The organism is Kribbella sp. NPDC043289 (assembly GCF_056436705.1).
Map to the genome: position 1 here is coordinate 510,475 of NZ_JBWKCB010000001.1, position 19,341 is coordinate 529,815.

Here is a 19,341-nt window from a genome sequence, read left to right on the forward strand (position 1 = left end):
GAGGATTGTCAGGACAAGTTCCGGGCGATTTCCGGCGCTGGGGAATGGTCACTCCGAGGTCACGAATTGGGATCGGATTCGGCGCGTCTGTCGCGGTGCTGAGGTAGGAAGGCGAGCGTGGGGGCGTGCTGCGCAGACGTCGTTGGGGTTGGTTCGCCGATGATCGTCGGGTCCGGGACTCGCCGTCCCGAGGCTTGACGCCGCACGACTTTGGCAAAGACAATGCGTAATGATCTCGGGCGCAGTAGTGCGCCGAAGTGCGCTTTACTGCCAATATCGTGCAATATCGTGCGCTGGAAGGTGAGCAATCAGCCGCGACGAGGGCCGGCCGGCTGTGGACCGGGGGACGCTCACCACAAGGGGTAGGTGTCATCAGCACCGTCGGGAATCTAGTGAGAAGAGGCAAGACCAGATGAGCGAGACCAGCAAGATCGGACGTCGGAGTCTCCTGCGGGGGAGCCTGGCGGCGGCCGCGGTGCTTCCCCTCAGCGGTGCACTCGCCAGCTGCGCGGCCAGTGGCAGCAACGACAACAACCAGCAGAGCGGGACGAAGAGCTCGGACAACCCGTTCGGTATGGCGGACAAGTCCACCGTCGACGCCGTGATCTTCAACGGTGGGTACGGCTACGACTATGTGACCTTCGCGGCCAACATCGTGCAGCAGAAGCAGTCGGGCTCGACGGTCAAGGTTTCGCCGTCCACGCAGATCGCCCAGCAGCTGCAGCCGCGCTTCGTCGGCGGCAACCCGCCGGACCTGATCGACAACTCCGGCGCGAACCAGATCGGCTTCAACACGATCCTGGACCAGCTGGAGACCCTCGACGACGTCTTCGAGGCGAACAACTACGAGGGCAAGAAGATCTCCGACACGCTGTACGCGGGCGTCAAGGAGCCGGGCACCTTCGGCGACAAGTTCGTCGCGATCAACTACGTGCTGACGCTCTACGGCCTCTGGTACTCCGACAGCCTGTTCAAGGCCAACGGCTGGACCCCGCCGAAGACGTACGACGAGCTGCTCGACCTGGGCGCCAAGGCCAAGGCGAAGAACAAGTACCTGTTCGTCTGGGGCAAGGAAGCCGCGACGTACTACCAGACCCTGGCCGTCGACTCGGCGATCAAGGAAGGTGGCGACGACGTCCGCCTGTCACTCGGCAACCTCGAGGGCGACTGCTGGTCGAAGCCGCAGATCCAGGGCGTCTTCAAGGCCATGGAGACGATGGTCAAGAACGGGTACTTCGTCCCCGGTGGCGCCGGCACCCAGTTCACCGCCGCGCAGGCCAAGTGGAGCAACGACCAGCTCGCGATCCTGTACCCGTCGGGTTCCTGGATCGAGAACGAGATGAAGAAGGCCACCAAGACCGGCTTCGAGATGAAGGGCATCCCGGAGCCGACGCTGACCGCCAACTCGAAGCTGCCGTACGAGACGCTGCGCAGCGCGGCCGGTGAGCCGTTCATCGTCCCGTCCAAGGGCAAGAACGTGGCCGGTGGCAAGGAAGTCCTGCGGGCCATGCTGTCCAAGGACGCGGCGACCAACTTCGCCAAGACCCGGCTCGCGCCGACCATCGTCAAGGGCCTGGTGCCCGCGGACGGGTTCGGTTCGACCGCCCTGCAGTCGCAGACGCAGATGCTGGACGCCGCCGGCACCAACGTCTTCGACTACCAGTTCGTCAACCTGTACGGCACGAACCCCGACCAGCTGGTGGTCTGGAACTCGTTCCTGTCCGGCCAGCTCGACGCGGCCGGCCTGACGAAGGGCCTGCAGCAGATCACCGACAAGGTGCGCAACGACAGCTCCGTCAAGAAGATCCCGGTCACGAAGTGACCGTGTCGCAAGATGTCGCCCCGGGTGCCGGACCCAAGCGGTCCGGCACCCGGCGGCGCCGGCCGCTGACCTTCGACCGGGTCAGCTTCATGGTCGTGTTCCTCGGCCTGCCGCTGGCGATCTTCGTGATCTTCGTGGTCTCCCCGTTCGTGCAGGCGCTGTACTACTCGCTGACGGACTGGTCGGGATTCTCCTCCGGGATGCACTTCATCGGCTTCGACAACTACGTCAAGCTGTTCCACGACGACATCTTCCTGAAGGCCGTCCGCAACAACATCGAGCTCGCCATCGTGGTGCCGTTGGTGACCATCGTGCTGGCGCTGACGCTGGCCACGCTGGTGACGATCGGCGGCTCGGGGACCGGGACCGTCCGCGGGTTGAAGAACTCCGGCTACTACCGGATCGTCTCGTTCTTCCCGTACGTGATCCCCGCGATCGTGATCGGCCTGATCTGGGCCCAGGTGTTCACCCCGGCCTCGGGCATCCTGGACGCCGTACTGTCGAAGATCGGGCTGCACCAGTTCGAGAACTACGCCTGGCTCGGTGACGCCCGGACGGCGATGCCGGCCTCGATGTTCGTGATGATCTGGGGCTTCGTCGGCTTCTACATGGTGCTGTTCATCGCGGCCATCCGGGGCATCGACCCCGAGGTGTTCGAGGCCGCGCGGATCGACGGTGCCGGCCGGTTCCGGACCGCGGTGGGGATCACCCTGCCGCTGATCCGGGACAACGTGCAGACGGCGTACATCTATCTCGGCATCGCCGCGCTCGACGCGTTCGTCTACATGCAGGCGCTGAACCCTGGCGGTGGTCCGCAGAACTCGACCCTCGTCATGCCCCAGCAACTGTTCACCACAGCGTTCACCAAGGGTCAGTTCGGCTACTCGACCGCGATGGGCGTGATCCTGGCCGCCGTGACGATGCTGTTCGCGTTCGTGGTCTTCCTGGTCAACTATCTGACCGGCGGACGTGAGCGAAAGGTACGCCGATGACAACCACCGCCGACCGGACCGAACTGGCCCCGGCGTCCCGTGCGCACGGCCAGGGAAAGCGGGAGGGCAAGGGCGTCGCGGCGACCGCCCACATCGCGCTGATCCTGTGGTCGCTGCTGGTGATCCTGCCCCTGCTGTGGACGCTGCTGTCCTCGTTCAAGTCGACGCAGGAGGTGCTGGGCAACCCCCTGGCGCTGCCGAGCAAGCTGCACTTCAGCAACTACGCCAACGCCTGGACGACGGCCGGGATCGGTCGCTACTTCCTGAACACGGTGGTCGTCGTCGGCTGCGCGCTGGTGCTGGTGATGGTCCTCGGCGCGATGTGCGCGTACGTGCTGGCCAGGTTCTCGTTCCCCGGCAACCGGCTGATCTACTACTCGATGCTGGCGGGGCTGACGTTCCCGGTCTTCCTGGCGATCGTGCCACTGTTCTTCGTGCTGAAGAACCTCTCGCTGCTGAACACCCTGCCAGGGCTGATCATCACGTACGTCGCGTTCGCGCTGCCGTTCACGGTCTTCTTCCTGCACTCGTTCTTCAAGGCCCTGCCGGGAGAGGTGTACGAGGCGGCGCAGATCGACGGCGCCGGTGAGTGGCGCACGTTCTTCCAGGTGATGCTGCCGATGGCGCGCCCCGGGATGGCGTCGGTCGCCATCTTCAACTTCCTGGGCCTGTGGAACCAGTTCTTGCTCCCCGTCGCCCTGAATACTGACTCGAAGAACTACGTGCTCTCCCAGGGCATGGCGTCGTTCGCGTCGCAGGCCGGTTACGCGGTGGACTTCGGCGCGTTGTTCGCGGCCGTGGTGATCACCGTCGCGCCGGTGCTGGTCGTCTACATCATCTTCCAGCGTCAGCTGCAGGTCTCCGCGACCGCCGGAGGAGTGAAGTAGCCGGCTCGACTACGCTGGTCGGTATGCATGTGGACGAGCGGACCGCCCGGGAACTGCGTGGCCTGGCCCGCGTCCTGGTGCGGTCCGGGTACGCCGACCACGCGGCGATCACCGCCGCGCTGACCGAAGCGGTCCAGGAGGACGCCCCGTCGATGGACGCGGCGTCCCTGGTCCCGCTGCTGATCGGCGAGGCCGTGATGGACCTCGACGCCGAGGCGGCCGACTGGCCCGTGACCACGGATCCGGACCGACTGGACGCCGTACTCGCGGAGCTGGAGTCCCGAGGGCTGGTGGTGGTCCGGTACACGTCGGACCACCACGACGCGCGGCAGCGGCTCGAGGCCGCGGCGAGTCCTCAAGGGGTGGTGTTCTTCACCGACACCGACGTCTGGCACGCGGTCGACTTCGGGATGCTGGAGCTCAAGGTCTGGCATCCCGACACCGCGAACGTGGCGCCCGGCGACCCGCTGCTGGAGGACGTGCTGGAGCTCCTGAACCGCCACGACCTGCCCGCCGTGTTCGACGAGGGCCGCATCGAGGTCACGCTCGACTGGCAACGGAGAGTGACACTGTGACGGTCATCGGCGTGTTCGCGCTGCAGGGGAACGTGCGCGAGCACCTCGCGATGCTGACCGAGGTCGGCGTCGAGGCTCGGCCGGTACGCCGTCCGTCCGAGCTGGCGCAGGTCGACGCGATGGTGCTGCCGGGCGGCGAGTCATCCACGATGGACAAGCTGGCCCGCTCGTTCGAGCTGTTCGAGCCGTTGCAGAAGCGGATCGCCGACGGGATGCCGGTGTTCGGTACCTGCGCCGGGATGATCATGCTCGCGGACGAGATCACCGGCGGGATCACGGGCCAGGAGACGCTCGGCGGGCTGGACGTCACGGTCCGCCGGAACGCGTTCGGGCGGCAGGTCGACTCGTTCGAGGCCGACCTGGAGTTCGCGGCATTCGACACGCCGTACCACGCGGTGTTCATCCGGGCACCGTGGGTGGAGCGGGTCGGTCGGGACGTCGAGGTACTGTCGACAGTGAGCTCGGGCCCCGCCACGGGTAGGATCGTCGCGGTCCGCCACGATCGGCTGCTGGCCACGTCGTTCCATCCGGAGATGACCGGGGACGCCAGGCTGCACGGGTACTTCGCCGATCTGGTCCGGAGCCGCTGAGTCGTTGTTGTAGGTAGAAGGGTTGGGTTCGCCATGTCAGGCCACTCCAAGTGGGCCACCACGAAGCACAAGAAAGCCGTCATCGACGCGAAGCGCGGCAAGCTCTTCGCGAAGTTGATCAAGAACATCGAGGTGGCCGCCCGGATGGGCGGTGGCGACCCTGGCGGGAACCCGACCCTGTACGACGCCATCCAGAAGGCGAAGAAGTCGTCGGTCCCGAACGACAACATCGACCGCGCGGTCAAGCGTGGTTCCGGGGCCGAGGCCGGCGGTGCGGAGTACCAGACGATCATGTACGAGGGCTACGGCCCGAACGGCGTGGCGATGCTGGTCGAGTGTCTGACCGACAACCGGAACCGGGCCGCCGCCGACGTCCGGACCGCGATGTCGCGCAACGGCGGTTCGCTCGCCGACCCGAACTCGGTCGCGTACATGTTCAACCGCAAGGGCGTCATCGTCGTCGCGAAGGACCAGGACGGGAAGTCGCTGTCCGAGGACGACGTGATGGAGGCCGTGCTCGAGGCCGGCGCCGACGAGGTGAACGACCTGGGTGAGTCCTGGGAGATCGTCACCGAGGCCACCGACATGGTCGCGGCCCGGACGGCGCTGCAGGACGCCGGCATCGACTACGACTCCGCCGACGTCCAGTTCGTCCCGTCGATGACGGTGGAACTGGACGCCGACGGCGCCGGCAAGATCTTCCGCCTGATCGACGCCCTCGAGGACAGCGACGACGTCCAGAACGTCTACGCCAACTTCGACGTGAGTGACGAGATCATGGCCGAGGTCGGCTGACCCGAGTCACTTCCCGGAGACCCCGCCGACTGCCGAAGCCGTCAGCGGTTGTACGCCGAGAGCCAGTACCGCCCTGGCTGCCGGCCGCCTCATGGGTTGACGATCTGGTTGCCGACCAGGGCGAGGGTTTGGATCGCGGCCAGGCCGTAGAGGGCCGTGGTGTTGGTGGAGACCCATTTCGCGGACTTGGTCGGGTTGAGGGTGGTCGTGACGTCGTCGGCGCTCCACGGGAGGTTCGGGCCGTAGCCGTCGCCGGTGTAGAACTCCTTCCAGGCACGCGCTGCCAGGTCGTCGCGGTTCAGGCGGACAGCGGCGTACGCCGTCAGTCGGGCGTGACCCTGGCGCAGGATGAGGTTGCCGAAGTACGCGCCGCACTCGGCGGTCTGCTCCGCACGGGTGCCGTTGAACAAGCGGCAGTACTGCAGCCACGCGGACTCGAACGCCGGCATGTCCACCAGATCGATCAGCTCGGCGCACATCTCCACCTCGCCGAACATGGCACTCAGGTGCGACACACTCACCGTCTTAGCCGTCACCGGCGCGAAACGACCGGTGTCGAGGTCGTAGAGCCCACTGCCGGTCACGAAGCCGTTCGGCATCGCCCCGATCGTCTCCATCGTCCCGAGCAGCTTGGCCTTCGCCACATCCGCCTTGGGCCCCTGGCGTTCCCACTCGGTCAGCCACGCCGCCGCCAGACCACTCCAGTCGGTACCGAGGCCGATGGACAGCGCATGCGGGTCAGGTGTGTACGGCGCGGTCCTGATCTTCCGGATCGGGTCCAGCACCAGGAACGTCTTGTCCGAGTCGACCAGCTCGGACAGCAGGTCGCCAGTACGCTCGTCAGCCGTCAGGAAGTAGTAGAACCGCCGGTACGCCGCCGTACTGATCCGCTGCTGTTTCGCGCTGTCCGCCCAGTGCTGTACGCCGTGCCGTGTACCCAGGCCGGCCCACTGGCCCAGGTGATAGACGTCGACCTCACCAGTGTGTCGCGTCATCGCCTCGGCGAACCGGAAGATGTCGGCACGTCCGGAGCGCAGGAACGCGTACCAGAGCCACAGGTCGGGGGAGAGCTCCGAGTTGTCCCACGCGTACCCGCCGACGTCGTACCGCCATACCTGCCGGTCCTCGTCGAACGTGTGCATGATGTCGCCGTAGTCCCAGAACCCGTACCAGTGCCGTGACTCGACCTGACCGCGGTAGTAGTCGAACAAGAAGTCCAGATGGTCCTCGATGGACTTCTTGGCCGGCACCGATCGGTCCACCGGCGTGAACAGCCCACCGAACACCCGAGTGCTCACCAGATGGTCCACAGGGTTGATCAGCTGCGGTGGAGTGCGCACCTGGTCCGCCATGTCGCCCAGCCGTGCTGCGGTGGGCGTAGCCGCCAGCGCCCAGAACGTGAGCTCCGCAGTACGGGCGATGCCGTACGGCGTACCGAATCCGGGCTCGTGGTCCTCGTAGGTGATCTCGAGCGCGTCGAGCTGCTTCGCGTACGTGTCCTCGCCCAGGCCGTCGTGGTAGAAGCGCGTGTCCATTGCGCCGGCGGCCGGAGACCACAGCCAGACGGTGACCTCGGCGTCGTCGCTCGCCGCGTTCCGGATGTCGAGCTGGGTCGGGTGCCGTTGCCAGAAATCCCTGAGTCCGAAGGCGAATCCACCGCTGACACCACCGACGTACCCGAGGCCGGACGCCCGCTTGCCCTGGTCCACCGAGATCCACCCGCGACCTGTGCCGGTTCGCTTCTTGACGGTGAACCCGTCCGCGTTCAACTGGCTCAGTGAGTAGTCGCTCCACTCCGGGATCCACTGCAGCCGCGACGTCACCCGCTGGTCCCACGTCGACGGATCGGCCAGCTTCGTCCCCGCGATCTGGGCCGCGCGGACGGCGGCACCGGGGTCACGTCGCAGACCGGTGATCCCCTTCACCGTCTCGGACACCATGCCGTGCCCTTCGCCGACGAACCGGACGTGCCGGTCGTACGCCGCATCGCGCATAGGCACCGAGAACCGCACGCCGAGTCCCGCGATGTAGTCCTTCTGACCGTCGCGGTCGTAGACGAACGTGTGCACCATCCGCACGTTCTCCGCGCCGGCCGTGAAGTACAGCCGGACCGAGAACGGCAACCAGGTCAGGCCCTTGCGCGACTTGTGCCGCCCTTGGATCCGGACGACGGCACGCACCGGACCGGACTGCTCCACGGTGACGTTCGTGATGTCGCTGGTGTACTGCTCGCGGACCGCGCCGCCGTCTTCGTCGTCGGCGATCTTGTCCTGCTTGAGGTTGACCAGCTGACCCTTGTGCGCGATCAGCACGTCACCGCGCCAGATGTGGCTGATCAGGTCGGTGCCACTCTTGCGGATCCGGGTCTTGATGACGCCGGTGTCGACGTCGACGTACAGCTTCTCGTCCTGCACCGTGACGGGCCGCGCGGGCGCGGTCGCCGTACCAGGGCCGAGTGAGTAGGACTCGGTCGGTGCTTCCACTGCGATCGAATGTGCACTCCACTTCAGCGAACCGTCCGGCCAGTAGGCGGTCGGCCAGCTCTGCAGCGGTACGTCGGTACCGTCGGCCGCCTTGAGTGCGAAGGACTGGTTCGCCGGTACGGCGCCCTTCGGCCACGGCGTACCCCAGGTCGTGACAGCTGCCGTTGTCGGCTTGCCTTCGAGCCAGCTGAGCTTCACGTCCGGGGTTGCCGCCGCCGCGGCGGGCTGGATGTTGTCGAGCAGGGACACCGCAGGTACTGCGGCCATACCTGCTAGGACAGTGCGTCGGGAGACCTCCATGCCGTTCCACCTCTGTCGTGTCGGTGTTCGGGGATCAGGGACAGGTTCTGGATCGCTGCGAGCGCGTACTGCGCCGCGCCGTTGGTACTGATGAACGCCGCCTCGTCGACCGGCATCAGGCCGCCGTCGACCGGAGTGGTTCGCCACTCCGTCTCGCGTTGCATCGCATTGCGGTTGAGTTGGTCGCCTTCGTCGAGGAAGAACTTGCGCCAGGCCAGCCGGGCGAGCTCCGGGTTCCCCGTGCGAGCCGCGGCGTACGCCGCCAGTCGGCTGTGCGCCTGGACCAGTGAGATGCCTTGAAGGGGCTGACCGACCTCTGCGGTCTGCTCCTCCGCGGAGAGCAGGTACAGCCGGCAGTAGTCCAGCCAAGCCTTCTCGAACCCGGGTACGTCGAGGTCCAGGTCGATGAGCTCGGAACAGAGCTCGGGCAGACCGAACAGCGAGGACAGGTGGGACACCGCGATGCCTCGCCGGCTGGTGTCGAAGCGTCCGGTCGTGAGGTCGAGCCGTGCGTTGCCGGTCAAGAAGCCGTAGTGCAGTGCGGCGATGTCGGACATGGTTCCCAGGAGCCGGGCACGTGCTCGCTCGTCACCGTGCCGCTCCCACCGCGTGAGCCAGGCAGCAGCCAGTGCACCCCAGTCCACGCCCAGCTCGATCGACAGCGCGTGGGGGTCGGGGGAGTAGACATCCGGCCGTACCTTGCGCTGCGGGTCCACCGCGAGGAACGTCTCCTCGACGGCCGCCAGCTCGTCGAGTAGGTCGCCGGTCCGCTCGTCAGCGGTCAGGTAGTAGTAGAAGCGCCGGTAGATCGCACTGGAGATGCGCACCTGCTTGCAGCTACAGCCCCAGTGCTGCACGTTGTGCCGCGACCCCAGACCCTTCCAGCGTCCCAGGTGATGTACGTCGACCTCGCCGGTGTGCCTGGTCATCGACTCGGCGAATCGGAACACGTCCGCACGGCCCGTCCGCAGGTACTGGTACCAGAGCCACAGGTCGGGCGAGAGCTCCGAGTTGTCCCAGGCGTACCCACCCACGTCGTACCGCCAGGTGTGCCGGTCGCTGTCGTAGGTGTGCATGACGTCGCCGTAGTCCCAGAACCCGTACCAGCGGCGTTGCTCGCGTTGACCCACGTAGTACCCGAAGAGGAAGTTGAGCCGGGCTTCGATGTCCTGGTGGTCAGCGGTCGGCAGACTCCACGTGCCGAACAAACCTGCATCGAGGAGGCGGGCTGGTGATGCTGTGAGGAGTCCGGGGGAGTTGAGGAGGGCTACGTGTTCGGACAGCTCTTCAGCCGACGGTGTGGCGTCGTGGACGCGCAAGGTGAGCTCATGGGTGCGTGCGACACCGTGAGCGTTGCCGAAGCCCGGCTCGTAGTCCTCGTAGGTGATCTCGAGTCCTTCGAGCTGCTCGGCGTACGTGTCCTGGTCCATGCCGTCGTGCCAGTAGCGGACGTCCATGGCGGGCGCACTGGGCGACCACATCCACACTGTCGCGGTGGCGAGGTCAGTGGCGGCATTGCGGATGTCGAGGCGGGTTGGGTGCAGTTTCCAGAAGTCGCGGAGTCCGAAACCCAGTCCGCCGCTGGCGCCGCCGACGTACCCGTAGCCGGGTGCTCTGGTGCCGGCTGGGATGGTGACCCACCCCTGTCCCGGTCCGGTGCGTTTGCGCAGGGTGAAGCCGTCAGCGCTGCTCTGGTCGAGGGTGTAGTCGTTCCACTGCGGGATGAGGTGCAGGCGGTCGGCCACCTCGGGGTTGGGGATCGTTGTGACGTCACGGCCGGCCACCTGGGTACGCCGTACCCCCTCGCCCGGATCGCGACGCAAGCCGGTCAGACCGCGTACTGCCTCGGTCAGGAACCCGGACGGACCCGCCAGCCGGATGTGGCGGTTGTGCGGATCGTCGCGCATCACCACGTCCGCACTGAGACCGAGACCGGCCAGGAAGTCCTGGTCCGGATCCCCGTCCCACACGAAGCTGTGGACCACCCGTACGTCGGTGGCACCCGCGTAGAAGTACAGCCGCACCGAGAACGGCAGCCAGTCGCCGTGCTTGCCGGTGAGCTTCACAACAGCCCGTACCGGCCCGTCCTGCTCGACCGTGATGCTGTCCACGGTCGCCGTCGTCTGCTCTCGCGTTCCGCCCAGGTCGTCGGTCGGTGCGCTCTGCCGGAGACTCACCAGCCGTACGTCGCGCACCACCTCCTGACCGTCATAGGTGATCGAGGCAACCAGCCCGGGCTGTCGCAGTACCCACGTGACGGCGCCTGTCGACACGCGCACCTCGCCGTCGGCCCGCTCGACCTGCACCGGCTGACTCGGCGTCGCTGGTTCGCCAGGCACCAGTTCGTACGACGACTCCGGTCGCTCGGACGGACCGATCGCGTGAGCGGACCACTTGACCGACCCGTCCGGCCATGTAGCGGTCGTCCAGCTCTGCACCGGCGTACCGTCGGCCAACGCGAACCGGGTGCCCTCGGCAACTGTTCCACGCGGCCAGGGAACGCCCCAGGAAACGCCCTGTCGACAAGGAGTCTCCAACCATTGCAGCGTCGTCATTCCTTCACCGATCCGATCAGCACGCCCTTCGCGAAGTGTTTCTGCAGGAACGGGTAGAAGAAGAGGATCGGGAGCGTCGCCACCACCACGACCGCGAACTTCAGGCCCTGCTCCGGGAACGTCACCGTCTCCAGTTGCTGCAGCACGTTCGCCGAGTCCGCGTTCGCGGCGGTGAGCTGGCGGACGATCATCTGCAGCGTCCACTTCTTGTTGTCGTCGATGTAGAGCAATGGCGACATGTAGTCGTTCCAGATCCCGACCGCGTAGAACAGCGAGAACGTCGCGATGATCGGTTTCGACAACGGCAGCACGATCCGCAGGAACACGTTCAGCTCGTTGCAGCCGTCGATCCGGGCCGCTTCCTCGAGCGCCTCGGGCAGCTCCTGGAAGAAGCTCTTCACGACAATCAGGTAGAACGGGTTGATCGCGAGCGGCAGGATCAGCGCCCAGTAGCTGTCCAGCAGCCCCAGGTTCCGCACGACGAGGTACGTCGGGATCATGCCACCGCTGAACACCAGCGTGAAGATCACCAGGTTCAGTACCAGCGTCCGCCCGGGCAGGAATCGTTTCGCCAGCGGATACGCCATGGTCAGCGTGAGCAGCAGCTGGATGACGGTGCCGACGGCGGTCACCGCGACCGTGGTCAGCAACGCCCGGACGAACGTGTCGGTCGAGAAGATGTAGTGGTACGTGTCGGTGACGAACTTGTGCGGCCACAGGAAGAACGGCCGCGAGCTGATCTCGGACTCGGTCGCGAACGACCCGGCGAGCACGTAGAGCAGCGGCAGCACCGTGACCACGCCGAGCCCGGCCAGCAGCACGGCGTTCAGTACGTCGAACACGCGGCTGCCGACCGAGTCGTAGTACCGCACTCGTTGTTTCATGAATCGTCCCTCTCAGAACAGACCGCGCTGGCCCATGCGCTTGGCCAGCAGGTTGGAGCCGAAGATCAGGACGACGCCGACGACGCCCTTGAACAATCCGACAGCGGTCGCGTAGCTGAACGAGCCCTGGGTGATGCCGATGTAGTAGACGAACGTGTCGAACACGTCCGCGACGTCGCGGTTCAGTGACGTCGTCATCAGCCAGATCTGCTCGAACCCGGAGTCCATCAGGTGCCCGGACGTCAGGATCGCCATCACCACGATCGTCGGCCGGATCGCCGGCAGCGTGATGTGCCAGAACTGCCGCCACCGGCCGGCGCCGTCCACCCGGGCCGCCTCGTACAGCTGCGAGTCCACACCGGCCAGCGCGGCCAGGTAGATGATCGTGCCCCAGCCGGTCTGCTTCCACAGCAGCTGCAGCACGATCAGCGGCCGGAACCACCCGGCCTGCGCCACGTAGTCGGTCTTCTGCCCGCCGACGATGCTGTGGATCCAGTTCGCGATCACGCCGAAGTCCACCGAGAACAGGAGGTAGGTCAGCGACGCGACGATCGTCCACGACAGGAAGTGCGGGATGTAGACCAGCGACTGTACGGACCGCTTGAGCACGTTGACGCGGAGCTCGTTCAGCAGCAGCGCGACGACGATCGGGGCCGGGAACACGAACACGATCGTCAGTACGGCGAGCAGCAACGTGTTGAACAGCAGCCGCCCGAAGTCCGGACCGCTGAACAGTTCCTGGAAGTGCTTCAGCCCGACCCATTCACTGCCCGAGTAGCCGAGGAACGGCACATAGTCCTTGAACGCGATCGTCAGTCCGTACATCGGCAGGTACTTGAACACGACGAAGTACGCCAGACCGGGCAGCAGCAACAAGTACAGCCAGCGGTAGCGGACGAGGTCCCGTGGGATGTTCCGGGCGCGGTGGGTGCGCTTCGGGGCGGGCGCCGGCCGCGATTCAGCGGCCGGCTGCACCACCTCTGGCACCAAGTCGGTGGCCATGGATCAGCCGCCGGCCTTGGCGGAGAGGTCGTTGACCTCCTTGGCGATCTGGGTCCCGCCACCGTCGTACCAGCGCTTGATCTGGGCCTTCAGCTGGTCCTCGGTGATCGCGCCGGACAGGTACTTGATCCGGGCGTCCGGGATGATCGTGTCGAGCGTCTGACCCTTCGCCACCGAGGTCGGCGCGATGATGCTCAGCGCCGGGTTGAACACCGCGGTCTTCAGGTCCTCGTTCATCAGGACGTCGAACTTCTCCCGCATCGCCCGGCTCGCCTCGTCACTCGGCCGCAGCGCGTACGCGCCCATCCCGACCGACGCCCGCGTCCCGAGCTGGATGAACGCCTTGTCCACGTCGTTCTGGATCGCCTTCACCTTCGGGTCGTCCTGGCCGACCGGTACGGCGTACTGCCCGTCGGCCTTGAAGTTGCGGCCCTCGATCCCGTTCGTGAGCAGGATCGAGCCCTCCTTCGACTCGAGCTTGTCCAGCGTCTGCAGCACCTGGTCGAGTTGCTCCTCGGTCCGGATGTGCTGCTTGGAGATCGCGATCACCATGTTGTAGCCGGTGAACGGGTACGAGTGCTTCTCGCCGTCCGGGCCCTTCAGGTTGCCGACCAGGGTGACCTTGTCGAAGTCCTTCGGGTTCTTCTCCTTGAACAGGTCCAGCAACTGGGTGGCGCGCACGTTGACGTCGATGATCATGCCGCCCTTGCCCTGCACGAACGGGTCGTTCCAGTTCGCACTGTCCAGGGTCGCGAAGTCCGGGTTCACCAGGCCTTCCTTCACCCAGCCGCGCAGCCACTCGTTGGCCTTCAGGAACTCCGGGGTGTCGAAGCCCGGGACCAGCCTCCCGTCGCGTTCACCCCAGCCGTTCGGGGCGCCGAACCAGGTCTCGATCACGTCGTACGGGCTGGCGCTCGCGTACCCGCCGGGCCACTTCGGGATGATCAGGCCGTAGGTGTCCTTCTTGCCGTTGCCGTCCGGGTCCTTCTCGGTGAACGCCTTCGCGATCGTGTACAGGTCCTCGACGGTCTGCGGTTCCTTCAGCCCGAGCTTGGCCAGCCAGTCCTTGCGGATCACGATCCCGGACCGCAGCAGCGGCCGGACCCGGTAGATGCCGTAGGTCTTGCCGTTCGTCTGGGTGTTCTTCGCGGTCTGTTCGTTGGCCGGCTTCAGGTTCGGGTACTTGTCGAGCTTGCCGGTCAGGTCCCAGAATGCGCCTGCCTCGGCCGCCTTGACGAACGACGGGCTCTTCTCGTTCGCGACCATCACGTCCGGGATCTTGTCCGAGGCGAGGGTGACGTTCGACTTGTCGCCGTACTCCGCGTTCGGCACCCAGGTGATCTGGAGTTTCTTGCCGATCAGTTTCTCGACCGCCTGCTGCAGCTCGCCGTTCGCGGCCGGCGCGGTACCGAACAGCGGTGCCATCACCGTCAGTTCGTTGGTTGCTTCACTGCCCTTGGAATCGCCGCCGCCGGAACAGGCGGATGCGGCGAGCAACGCCGTCGTCAGCGCGGCGGTGACGGCGGTGCGCCGTCGGGAGAAGATGGTCATGAGTTCCCTTTCAGTTACCGCTGGGGTGCAGACGCGCTTCGTTCTCGGCGAAGAAGCGCTGGCAGAGCCAGGTGTCGAGCTGGATCCACGCGCCGCCGGCCAGGACGATCCCGAGCACCGGGAACTTGACCGACCCGTAAGCGATGGACAGCGCGACGAACAGCAGGACCAGGGACGACGCCGGCCGCGCGAGCGCGACCAACGATGCCTTGGGCAACAACGCGCGGACGCCGAGGTCGTAGTGCACGGCCATCGGGAACGCGTACCCGGCGATCAGCCCGAGCACCACGAGTGCTCCGAGACTGGCCAGCCGGGGGAGTGCGGCACCGAGCGCCGCGAAGTACAGGTAGTTGCCGACGAGGACGACGGCGACCACGGCCACCGGCAGCACCACGAGCGTGCCGCGGCGGAACTCACGGCGGAACGCGGTACGGAAGGCGGGGAGTGCATGAAACGATTCACCGAATGACCTGCGTCTGGCCAGCGAATAGGCCGCCAACGTGGCCGGCCCGATACCCAGCGCAACACCACCGAGCAGCGTGAACAGCACCCAGAGCGCATTCAGCTTGATCACCCAAACGACCTCGTCGGCCGCGCCGTACAGCTTGATCGCCCACCCGTCGCCACCCATCACCACCCGCCTCCTTTCGGCCGAAAAGTGATGTGACCGTAAGGTTGAATCGTCTCAATGTCAACACCTCGGAAAGCGTTTGTCAGAGACCGGTCATGGAGATCCGTACGCCGACGTTCACCCAGCACAAACGACCGAGAGCACGCCCCGACGAGAGCCGCGGCGGGACCGGGGCGGCAAGAGCAGGCGGTGAGTGCGAGAGCGGCGTACCTGCGCACGCGCTTGAGGGGTTATCCACTCGAATGAGGGGTTCTCTGATGGTGTGGAAGGGGAGAACCCCCTACCCGCGGGGTTATCGGCTCATGTGCGGCGTGGGGTGGCGGTTCGGTGGGCGGGCGAGGCGGCGGAGCGGGCCTGGGCTTACGGTGTGGGGACTGGTGACAAGCAATTTCAGGTCTCCAGTCACCAGTACTTGTGGCAGCCCGCGACGGCTGGCTGCTTGCTGAAGCGTGACCGGGTGGGGAGGCGGGAGTTCGCCTGCCAATTCCGCCTAACCCCGAGTTCCCTTGCGCCGGTCCCGCGTTACGCCGTACCTGCGGTGCGGCTTCCGGAGCGCGTCGCGCGGGCGGGCGGTGTCGCTCGAGGTACACGGCGGTATCCGGTGGTGCGGCCCCGAGTGCGGCGTACCTGCGCTCGCGGTTCGAGGGGTTATCCGCTCGGACGAGGGGTTCTCTGGTGGTGCGGAGGGGGAGAAGCCCTTACCTGCGGGGTTATCCGCTCGTACGTGGGCTGGGGTGGCGGTTCGGTGGGTGGGGGAGGTGGCGGAGCGGGCCTGGGGTCACGGTGTGGGGACTGGTGACAAGCAATTGCATGTCTCCAGTCACCGCTGCTTGTGGCAGCCCGCGACGGTTGGCGGTTGGTGACACATGACCTCGTGGGCGGGCGGGAGTCCGCGTGCCGCGTGCGCGTTGCGTCGTGCGGGGTGACTTGTGTTGGGTACGTCGGGTGGCGCCGGCGTCTCGTGCCGGAGACCCCGTGTGGGGTACGTCGGGCCTTGGTGGGTGCCTCGTGGGGCGCGGCTACGGGGTGGTGATGCGGAGGTTGGCGTAGTCGGCGATTAGGGGGCTCATTTGGCGGAGGCCGAGTTTGCCGCCGGGGAGGGGGTTGGGGTCTTGCCAGGTGAAGGTGACCAAGTCGTTGATGGCGAAGGTGATTTCGCCGTGCTCGACGGAAAGGCGCAGGTGGTACAGGGCCTCGGCGTCGGCTACGTCGGGGATGGGGTCGGCGCCTTGGGCAACTAAGTGGAAGCCGTAGCTTTTGCGGAGGTTGCAGGTGTGGAAGGCGCGTTCGGCCGGCCAGCGGCGGCGGAAGTAGGAGACGTGGTACGTGTCGAGGTCGCCGTGGTGGTACTGCTCGTACGGACCCGTGCGCGGCTGAAGGTCGAAGAGGTCCTCGCCGCGGCGGCCGCGGGCGTGGAAGAACAGGATGCAGAGACCGGGTTCGCGGATCGGCCAGAAGTCCCACTCGACGGTGATGTCGGGCGGGAAGTCCTCCGGGCACCACGCGACGATGTTCGCGTCCTGCCCGTCCTCGGCCGGCCGGCGGCTTTCGAGGCGCAGACGCCCTTGCGGGAAAGAGGTTGCGGCGTCGCCCTCGATCCGGAACCCGTCGAGATCAGCCGGGGTCGCGAGCAGGTTCTCGTAGAGCGTCGGCATCAGCGGCGGCGGGTGAAGTCGCTGGATTCGCGGACGATCAGGTCGGGCTGGAAGATCACCTGACGATGCCGGTGCTGGTCCGCGGACTCGACCTCCTCCTGCAGTAACTCCATCGCCGACCGCCCGAGCAGCTCGGCCGGCTGCCGGACCGACGACAGGGGTACGGCGGCGGCGCGCGCGAAGTCGATGTCGTCGTACCCGACGATCGCCATGTCGCGGGGGACGCGGAGTCCGGCGACCGCCATCGCCTGCAGGAATCCCAGCGCGAGCAGGTCGTTCGCGAGGAACGCCGCGGTGGGGCGGGAGCGGACCGGGAGCGCGGCGATGCGTTCGCCGATCGCGCGACCCTCGACGACGCCCATCACGTCGACCTCGTACTGCTGGAGGTCGACGTCACTCGCTTCGGCCGCGACCGCGGTGATGCCGGCCTGGCGGTCCTTCACCTGCTGCATCGTGAACGGCCCGCCGACGAAGGCGATCCGGCGATGGCCGGACTCGATCAGGTGCGTACCCGCGAGGCGTCCGCCGAGTTGGTCGTCGACCGAGACCGAGCACAACCCGCGGTCCGCCGTACGGTCGACGAGGACTACCGGCGTACCGCGGTCGACCAGGGCGGACAGGCGTGGATCGCTGCTGTCGAAGGGGGTGATGAGGACGCCGAGCACGCGTTGTTGCTCGAGTTGGTCGAGGTGGTGACCTTCGCGGACCGGGTCGGTCTTGCTGTTGCAGAGCATCACGACCGTGTCGTACTCGGAGGCGAGCGTTTCGGCGCCTTCGGCGAGTGCGGTGAAGAACGGGTTGGCGACGTCGAGTACGACGAGGCCGACGGTGCGGCTGCGGCCGGCGCGGAGGTGGCGCGCGGCCTCGTTCCGCACGAAGCCGAGCGCGGTGATGCTGTCCTGGACGCGCTTGCGGGTCGCCGGCGCGACGATCCCAGGGCGGTTGAGGAAGTTGCTGACCGTCCCGACCGAGACTCCGGCCCGCTGCGCAACCTCCTTGATGCTGGGCGTCGCCATCGTCCCCCGTCCAGCAGCAGTGTCGGTCATCCGCAGTCTAACGAGCCCGAGTTGAATCGTCTAAATCCACCCCGCCACAAGAACCGCAGCCGAGTCAGAAGGTGGCGATCGGGTTGACGGGACTGCCGGACGTCCCCGCGAAGCGGACCGGCGCGACGGCGAGCTGGAAGTCCCACTGGCCGAGCTCGGCGGCCGTCGTCGCGCACGCCTCCAGGTCGCAGTTGTCGAGCAGCCACAGACCCATCGCGACGAGGCTCACCGCGTGCACCGGCATCAGTACGTCGTCGTACCCGGACGGCTGAACGTCCTGGGGCGTGTCGGCTCCGATTAGCGCGACCTCCCGCTCCTGCAGCCACGGCAGGCAGGACGCGTGCCAGCCGGCCTGCGTGATGCCGCCGGCCGGACCAGACTCGTGGCGGGCGCGGCCGTACCCGGTCCGCAGCAGCACCGCGTCGCCCGATCGCACCTGCACACCCTGGCGCCGCTCAGCCTCCTCGAGGTCCTCGGGAAACACGCCTTGCCCGGGTTCCAGCCACGGCACGCCGCGGACCGCTGCGACGTCGAGCAGGACGCCACGGGTGACGATCCCGTTCGCGGCCGCCGTGACGGCCGCCCACGCCGACCCCGTGGTGGCGTCGACGGTCGAGTGCGACCGCCCGTTGTACGTCTTCCCGTCCCAGAAGATGTGGCACGGCGAGTCGACGTGGGTGATCGTATTGCCGTGGAAGAGCAGGCCGAGTCGCTCGTTCGAGAAACCCCAGCGCCGGTCAGCCTGGAACGCCGCCGGCATGTGCTCCGCGCCCGGCATGTCAGCGGCACACGGGCAGACGTTCGTCGCCCGCTCCATCTCTTCCGGTGCAGCGACCTCCCACGCGCACGACACGCTCCGGCCGTGGCGCACCGCCCGCGCCGCGGCCCGCCGGACGTCGTCGGTGATGTGGTTCAGCGTGCCGCGCTCGTCGTCGTCGCCCCACCGTCCCCAGTTCGACAGTGTGTCGAAGTACCCGAGCACGTCGTCCTGTGTGGGGATCATGCCTGCATCGACTCCTTCGGTCACGCGGTTCGAGGCAGGCAGGCTATCGGGCCGACGGGCTCTTCCCGGTGATGTGACTCATGGGTAACATTCGGGTATGGCGAGTCAGGTGCTGGGGCTGTGGGAGCGGTTGCGTGGGGTGCCGGGTGGGGAGCGGGTGTTCTCCTGGGGGTTCGCCTGGAAGGCGCCGTACTTCCGGTCGGTGCGGCCGCGGTTCGTGCAGGTGAGTCCGAACTACGCGGCGCTGACCCTGCCGAAGCGGCGCGCCGTGCTGAACCACATCGGGACCGTGCATGCGATTGCCGTGTGCAACGGGTTGGAGGCCGCGATGGGGGCGTTGGCCGAGGCGACGGTCCCGGCCGGCAAGCGGTGGCTGCCCAAGGGTATGGAGGTCGCGTACCTCGCCAAGTCGACGTCGGACCTGACGTGCTCGGCGGAGACCGACCCGGACACCTGGACCGCGGGACCCGACGTACCGGTGCGGGTGAAGGCGACCCGCGACGACGGCACGGTGGTCGTCGACGGCACCATCCATCTCTGGGTAACTGACAAGCAATAACACCGCCGTAC

General features: G+C 66.8%; 16 protein-coding genes. 7 read left to right on the plus strand and 9 right to left on the minus strand.

The annotated features are described in order from the left end of the window. The first annotated feature begins 412 nt into the window (after positions 1-412). Genes ngcE through AC0662_RS02410 form a run of 6 tightly spaced genes read left to right on the plus strand, consistent with a single transcriptional unit; the run spans position 413 to position 5,661 of the window. Positions 413-1,822, plus strand: coding sequence for an N-acetylglucosamine/diacetylchitobiose ABC transporter substrate-binding protein (gene ngcE, locus AC0662_RS02385; protein WP_452196043.1), 1,410 nt, complete (start codon positions 413-415; stop codon positions 1,820-1,822). After that, the gene (locus tag AC0662_RS02390; protein ID WP_452196044.1) at positions 1,819-2,814 is read left to right on the plus strand and encodes a carbohydrate ABC transporter permease; all 996 of its coding nucleotides are present in this window, start codon (positions 1,819-1,821) and stop codon (positions 2,812-2,814) included. Before ngcE ends, AC0662_RS02390 begins: the two co-directional genes overlap by 4 nt. Next, the gene (locus AC0662_RS02395; RefSeq protein ID WP_452196045.1) at positions 2,811-3,701 is read left to right on the plus strand and encodes a carbohydrate ABC transporter permease; all 891 of its coding nucleotides are present in this window, start codon (positions 2,811-2,813) and stop codon (positions 3,699-3,701) included. Before AC0662_RS02390 ends, AC0662_RS02395 begins: the two co-directional genes overlap by 4 nt. A 23-nt stretch (positions 3,702-3,724) precedes the next feature. Next, complete coding sequence (locus AC0662_RS02400) at positions 3,725-4,276, plus strand: DUF6891 domain-containing protein (protein WP_452196046.1); 552 nt, start codon at positions 3,725-3,727, stop codon at positions 4,274-4,276. After that, positions 4,273-4,866 carry a pyridoxal 5'-phosphate synthase glutaminase subunit PdxT gene (pdxT, locus tag AC0662_RS02405; RefSeq protein ID WP_452196047.1) on the plus strand — a complete coding sequence of 198 codons (594 nt, stop codon included), beginning with the start codon at positions 4,273-4,275 and terminating at the stop codon, positions 4,864-4,866. The genes AC0662_RS02400 and pdxT overlap by 4 nt, the downstream gene beginning before the upstream one ends. Before the next feature lie 33 nt (positions 4,867-4,899). Next, the gene (locus AC0662_RS02410; protein WP_452196048.1) at positions 4,900-5,661 is read left to right on the plus strand and encodes a YebC/PmpR family DNA-binding transcriptional regulator; all 762 of its coding nucleotides are present in this window, start codon (positions 4,900-4,902) and stop codon (positions 5,659-5,661) included. A gap of 89 nt (positions 5,662-5,750) precedes the next feature. Here AC0662_RS02410 and AC0662_RS02415 read toward each other — a convergent pair whose 3' ends face one another. The 9 genes from AC0662_RS02415 to AC0662_RS02455 all read right to left on the minus strand — a co-directional run bounded on the left by AC0662_RS02415 (position 5,751) and on the right by AC0662_RS02455 (position 18,771). After that, a complete protein-coding gene (locus AC0662_RS02415) occupies positions 5,751-8,411 on the minus strand; it encodes an exo-rhamnogalacturonan lyase family protein (protein WP_478297996.1) in 2,661 nt (886 codons plus the stop codon). 5 nt (positions 8,412-8,416) lie between these two features. Beyond that, positions 8,417-10,999: an exo-rhamnogalacturonan lyase family protein gene (locus tag AC0662_RS02420; protein WP_452196050.1), complete on the minus strand. Its 2,583-nt coding sequence runs from the start codon at positions 10,997-10,999 to the stop codon at positions 8,417-8,419. Then, positions 10,996-11,883, minus strand: a complete 888-nt coding sequence (locus AC0662_RS02425) for a carbohydrate ABC transporter permease (RefSeq protein ID WP_452196051.1) — start codon at positions 11,881-11,883, stop codon at positions 10,996-10,998. Before AC0662_RS02425 ends, AC0662_RS02420 begins: the two co-directional genes overlap by 4 nt. Before the next feature lie 12 nt (positions 11,884-11,895). Beyond that, complete coding sequence (locus tag AC0662_RS02430; protein ID WP_452196052.1) at positions 11,896-12,885, minus strand: ABC transporter permease; 990 nt, start codon at positions 12,883-12,885, stop codon at positions 11,896-11,898. Between the two features lie 3 nt (positions 12,886-12,888). Next, the gene (locus AC0662_RS02435; RefSeq protein ID WP_478297999.1) at positions 12,889-14,436 is read right to left on the minus strand and encodes an extracellular solute-binding protein; all 1,548 of its coding nucleotides are present in this window, start codon (positions 14,434-14,436) and stop codon (positions 12,889-12,891) included. Between the two features lie 10 nt (positions 14,437-14,446). Beyond that, positions 14,447-15,067, minus strand: a complete 621-nt coding sequence (locus tag AC0662_RS02440; protein ID WP_478298001.1) for a YesL family protein — start codon at positions 15,065-15,067, stop codon at positions 14,447-14,449. A 1,019-nt stretch (positions 15,068-16,086) separates the two neighbouring features. Further along, positions 16,087-16,722 (minus strand): DUF1961 family protein, encoded by a 636-nt coding sequence (locus tag AC0662_RS02445; RefSeq protein ID WP_478298003.1) that lies wholly within the window; start codon positions 16,720-16,722, stop codon positions 16,087-16,089. Beyond that, positions 16,722-17,768, minus strand: coding sequence for a LacI family DNA-binding transcriptional regulator (locus AC0662_RS02450; protein WP_452196056.1), 1,047 nt, complete (start codon positions 17,766-17,768; stop codon positions 16,722-16,724). The genes AC0662_RS02445 and AC0662_RS02450 overlap by 1 nt, the downstream gene beginning before the upstream one ends. A gap of 64 nt (positions 17,769-17,832) precedes the next feature. Then, positions 17,833-18,771 (minus strand): cyclase family protein, encoded by a 939-nt coding sequence (locus AC0662_RS02455; RefSeq protein WP_478298005.1) that lies wholly within the window; start codon positions 18,769-18,771, stop codon positions 17,833-17,835. Between the two features lie 97 nt (positions 18,772-18,868). Between AC0662_RS02455 and AC0662_RS02460 the strand changes: the two genes are divergently transcribed. Next, positions 18,869-19,330, plus strand: a complete 462-nt coding sequence (locus AC0662_RS02460) for a hotdog fold domain-containing protein (protein ID WP_452196058.1) — start codon at positions 18,869-18,871, stop codon at positions 19,328-19,330. The last annotated feature ends 11 nt before the right edge of the window (positions 19,331-19,341 follow it).

Bases quoted from the DNA above. Each gene is read 5' to 3' on its own strand.
- ngcE (WP_452196043.1), top strand. From the start codon at position 413: ATGAGCGAGACCAGCAAGATCGGACGTCGGAGTCTCCTGCGGGGGAGC.
- AC0662_RS02395 (WP_452196045.1), top strand. From the start codon at position 2,811: ATGACAACCACCGCCGACCGGACCGAACTGGCCCCGGCGTCCCGTGCG.
- AC0662_RS02400 (WP_452196046.1), top strand. From the start codon at position 3,725: ATGCATGTGGACGAGCGGACCGCCCGGGAACTGCGTGGCCTGGCCCGC.
- AC0662_RS02410 (WP_452196048.1), top strand. From the start codon at position 4,900: ATGTCAGGCCACTCCAAGTGGGCCACCACGAAGCACAAGAAAGCCGTC.
- AC0662_RS02415 (WP_478297996.1), bottom strand. From the start codon at position 8,411: ATGGCCGCAGTACCTGCGGTGTCCCTGCTCGACAACATCCAGCCCGCC.
- AC0662_RS02420 (WP_452196050.1), bottom strand. From the start codon at position 10,999: ATGACGACGCTGCAATGGTTGGAGACTCCTTGTCGACAGGGCGTTTCC.
- AC0662_RS02425 (WP_452196051.1), bottom strand. From the start codon at position 11,883: ATGAAACAACGAGTGCGGTACTACGACTCGGTCGGCAGCCGCGTGTTC.
- AC0662_RS02430 (WP_452196052.1), bottom strand. From the start codon at position 12,885: ATGGCCACCGACTTGGTGCCAGAGGTGGTGCAGCCGGCCGCTGAATCG.
- AC0662_RS02435 (WP_478297999.1), bottom strand. From the start codon at position 14,436: ATGACCATCTTCTCCCGACGGCGCACCGCCGTCACCGCCGCGCTGACG.
- AC0662_RS02440 (WP_478298001.1), bottom strand. From the start codon at position 15,067: ATGGGTGGCGACGGGTGGGCGATCAAGCTGTACGGCGCGGCCGACGAG.
- AC0662_RS02445 (WP_478298003.1), bottom strand. From the start codon at position 16,722: ATGCCGACGCTCTACGAGAACCTGCTCGCGACCCCGGCTGATCTCGAC.
- AC0662_RS02450 (WP_452196056.1), bottom strand. From the start codon at position 17,768: ATGACCGACACTGCTGCTGGACGGGGGACGATGGCGACGCCCAGCATC.
- AC0662_RS02455 (WP_478298005.1), bottom strand. From the start codon at position 18,771: ATGATCCCCACACAGGACGACGTGCTCGGGTACTTCGACACACTGTCG.
- AC0662_RS02460 (WP_452196058.1), top strand. From the start codon at position 18,869: ATGGCGAGTCAGGTGCTGGGGCTGTGGGAGCGGTTGCGTGGGGTGCCG.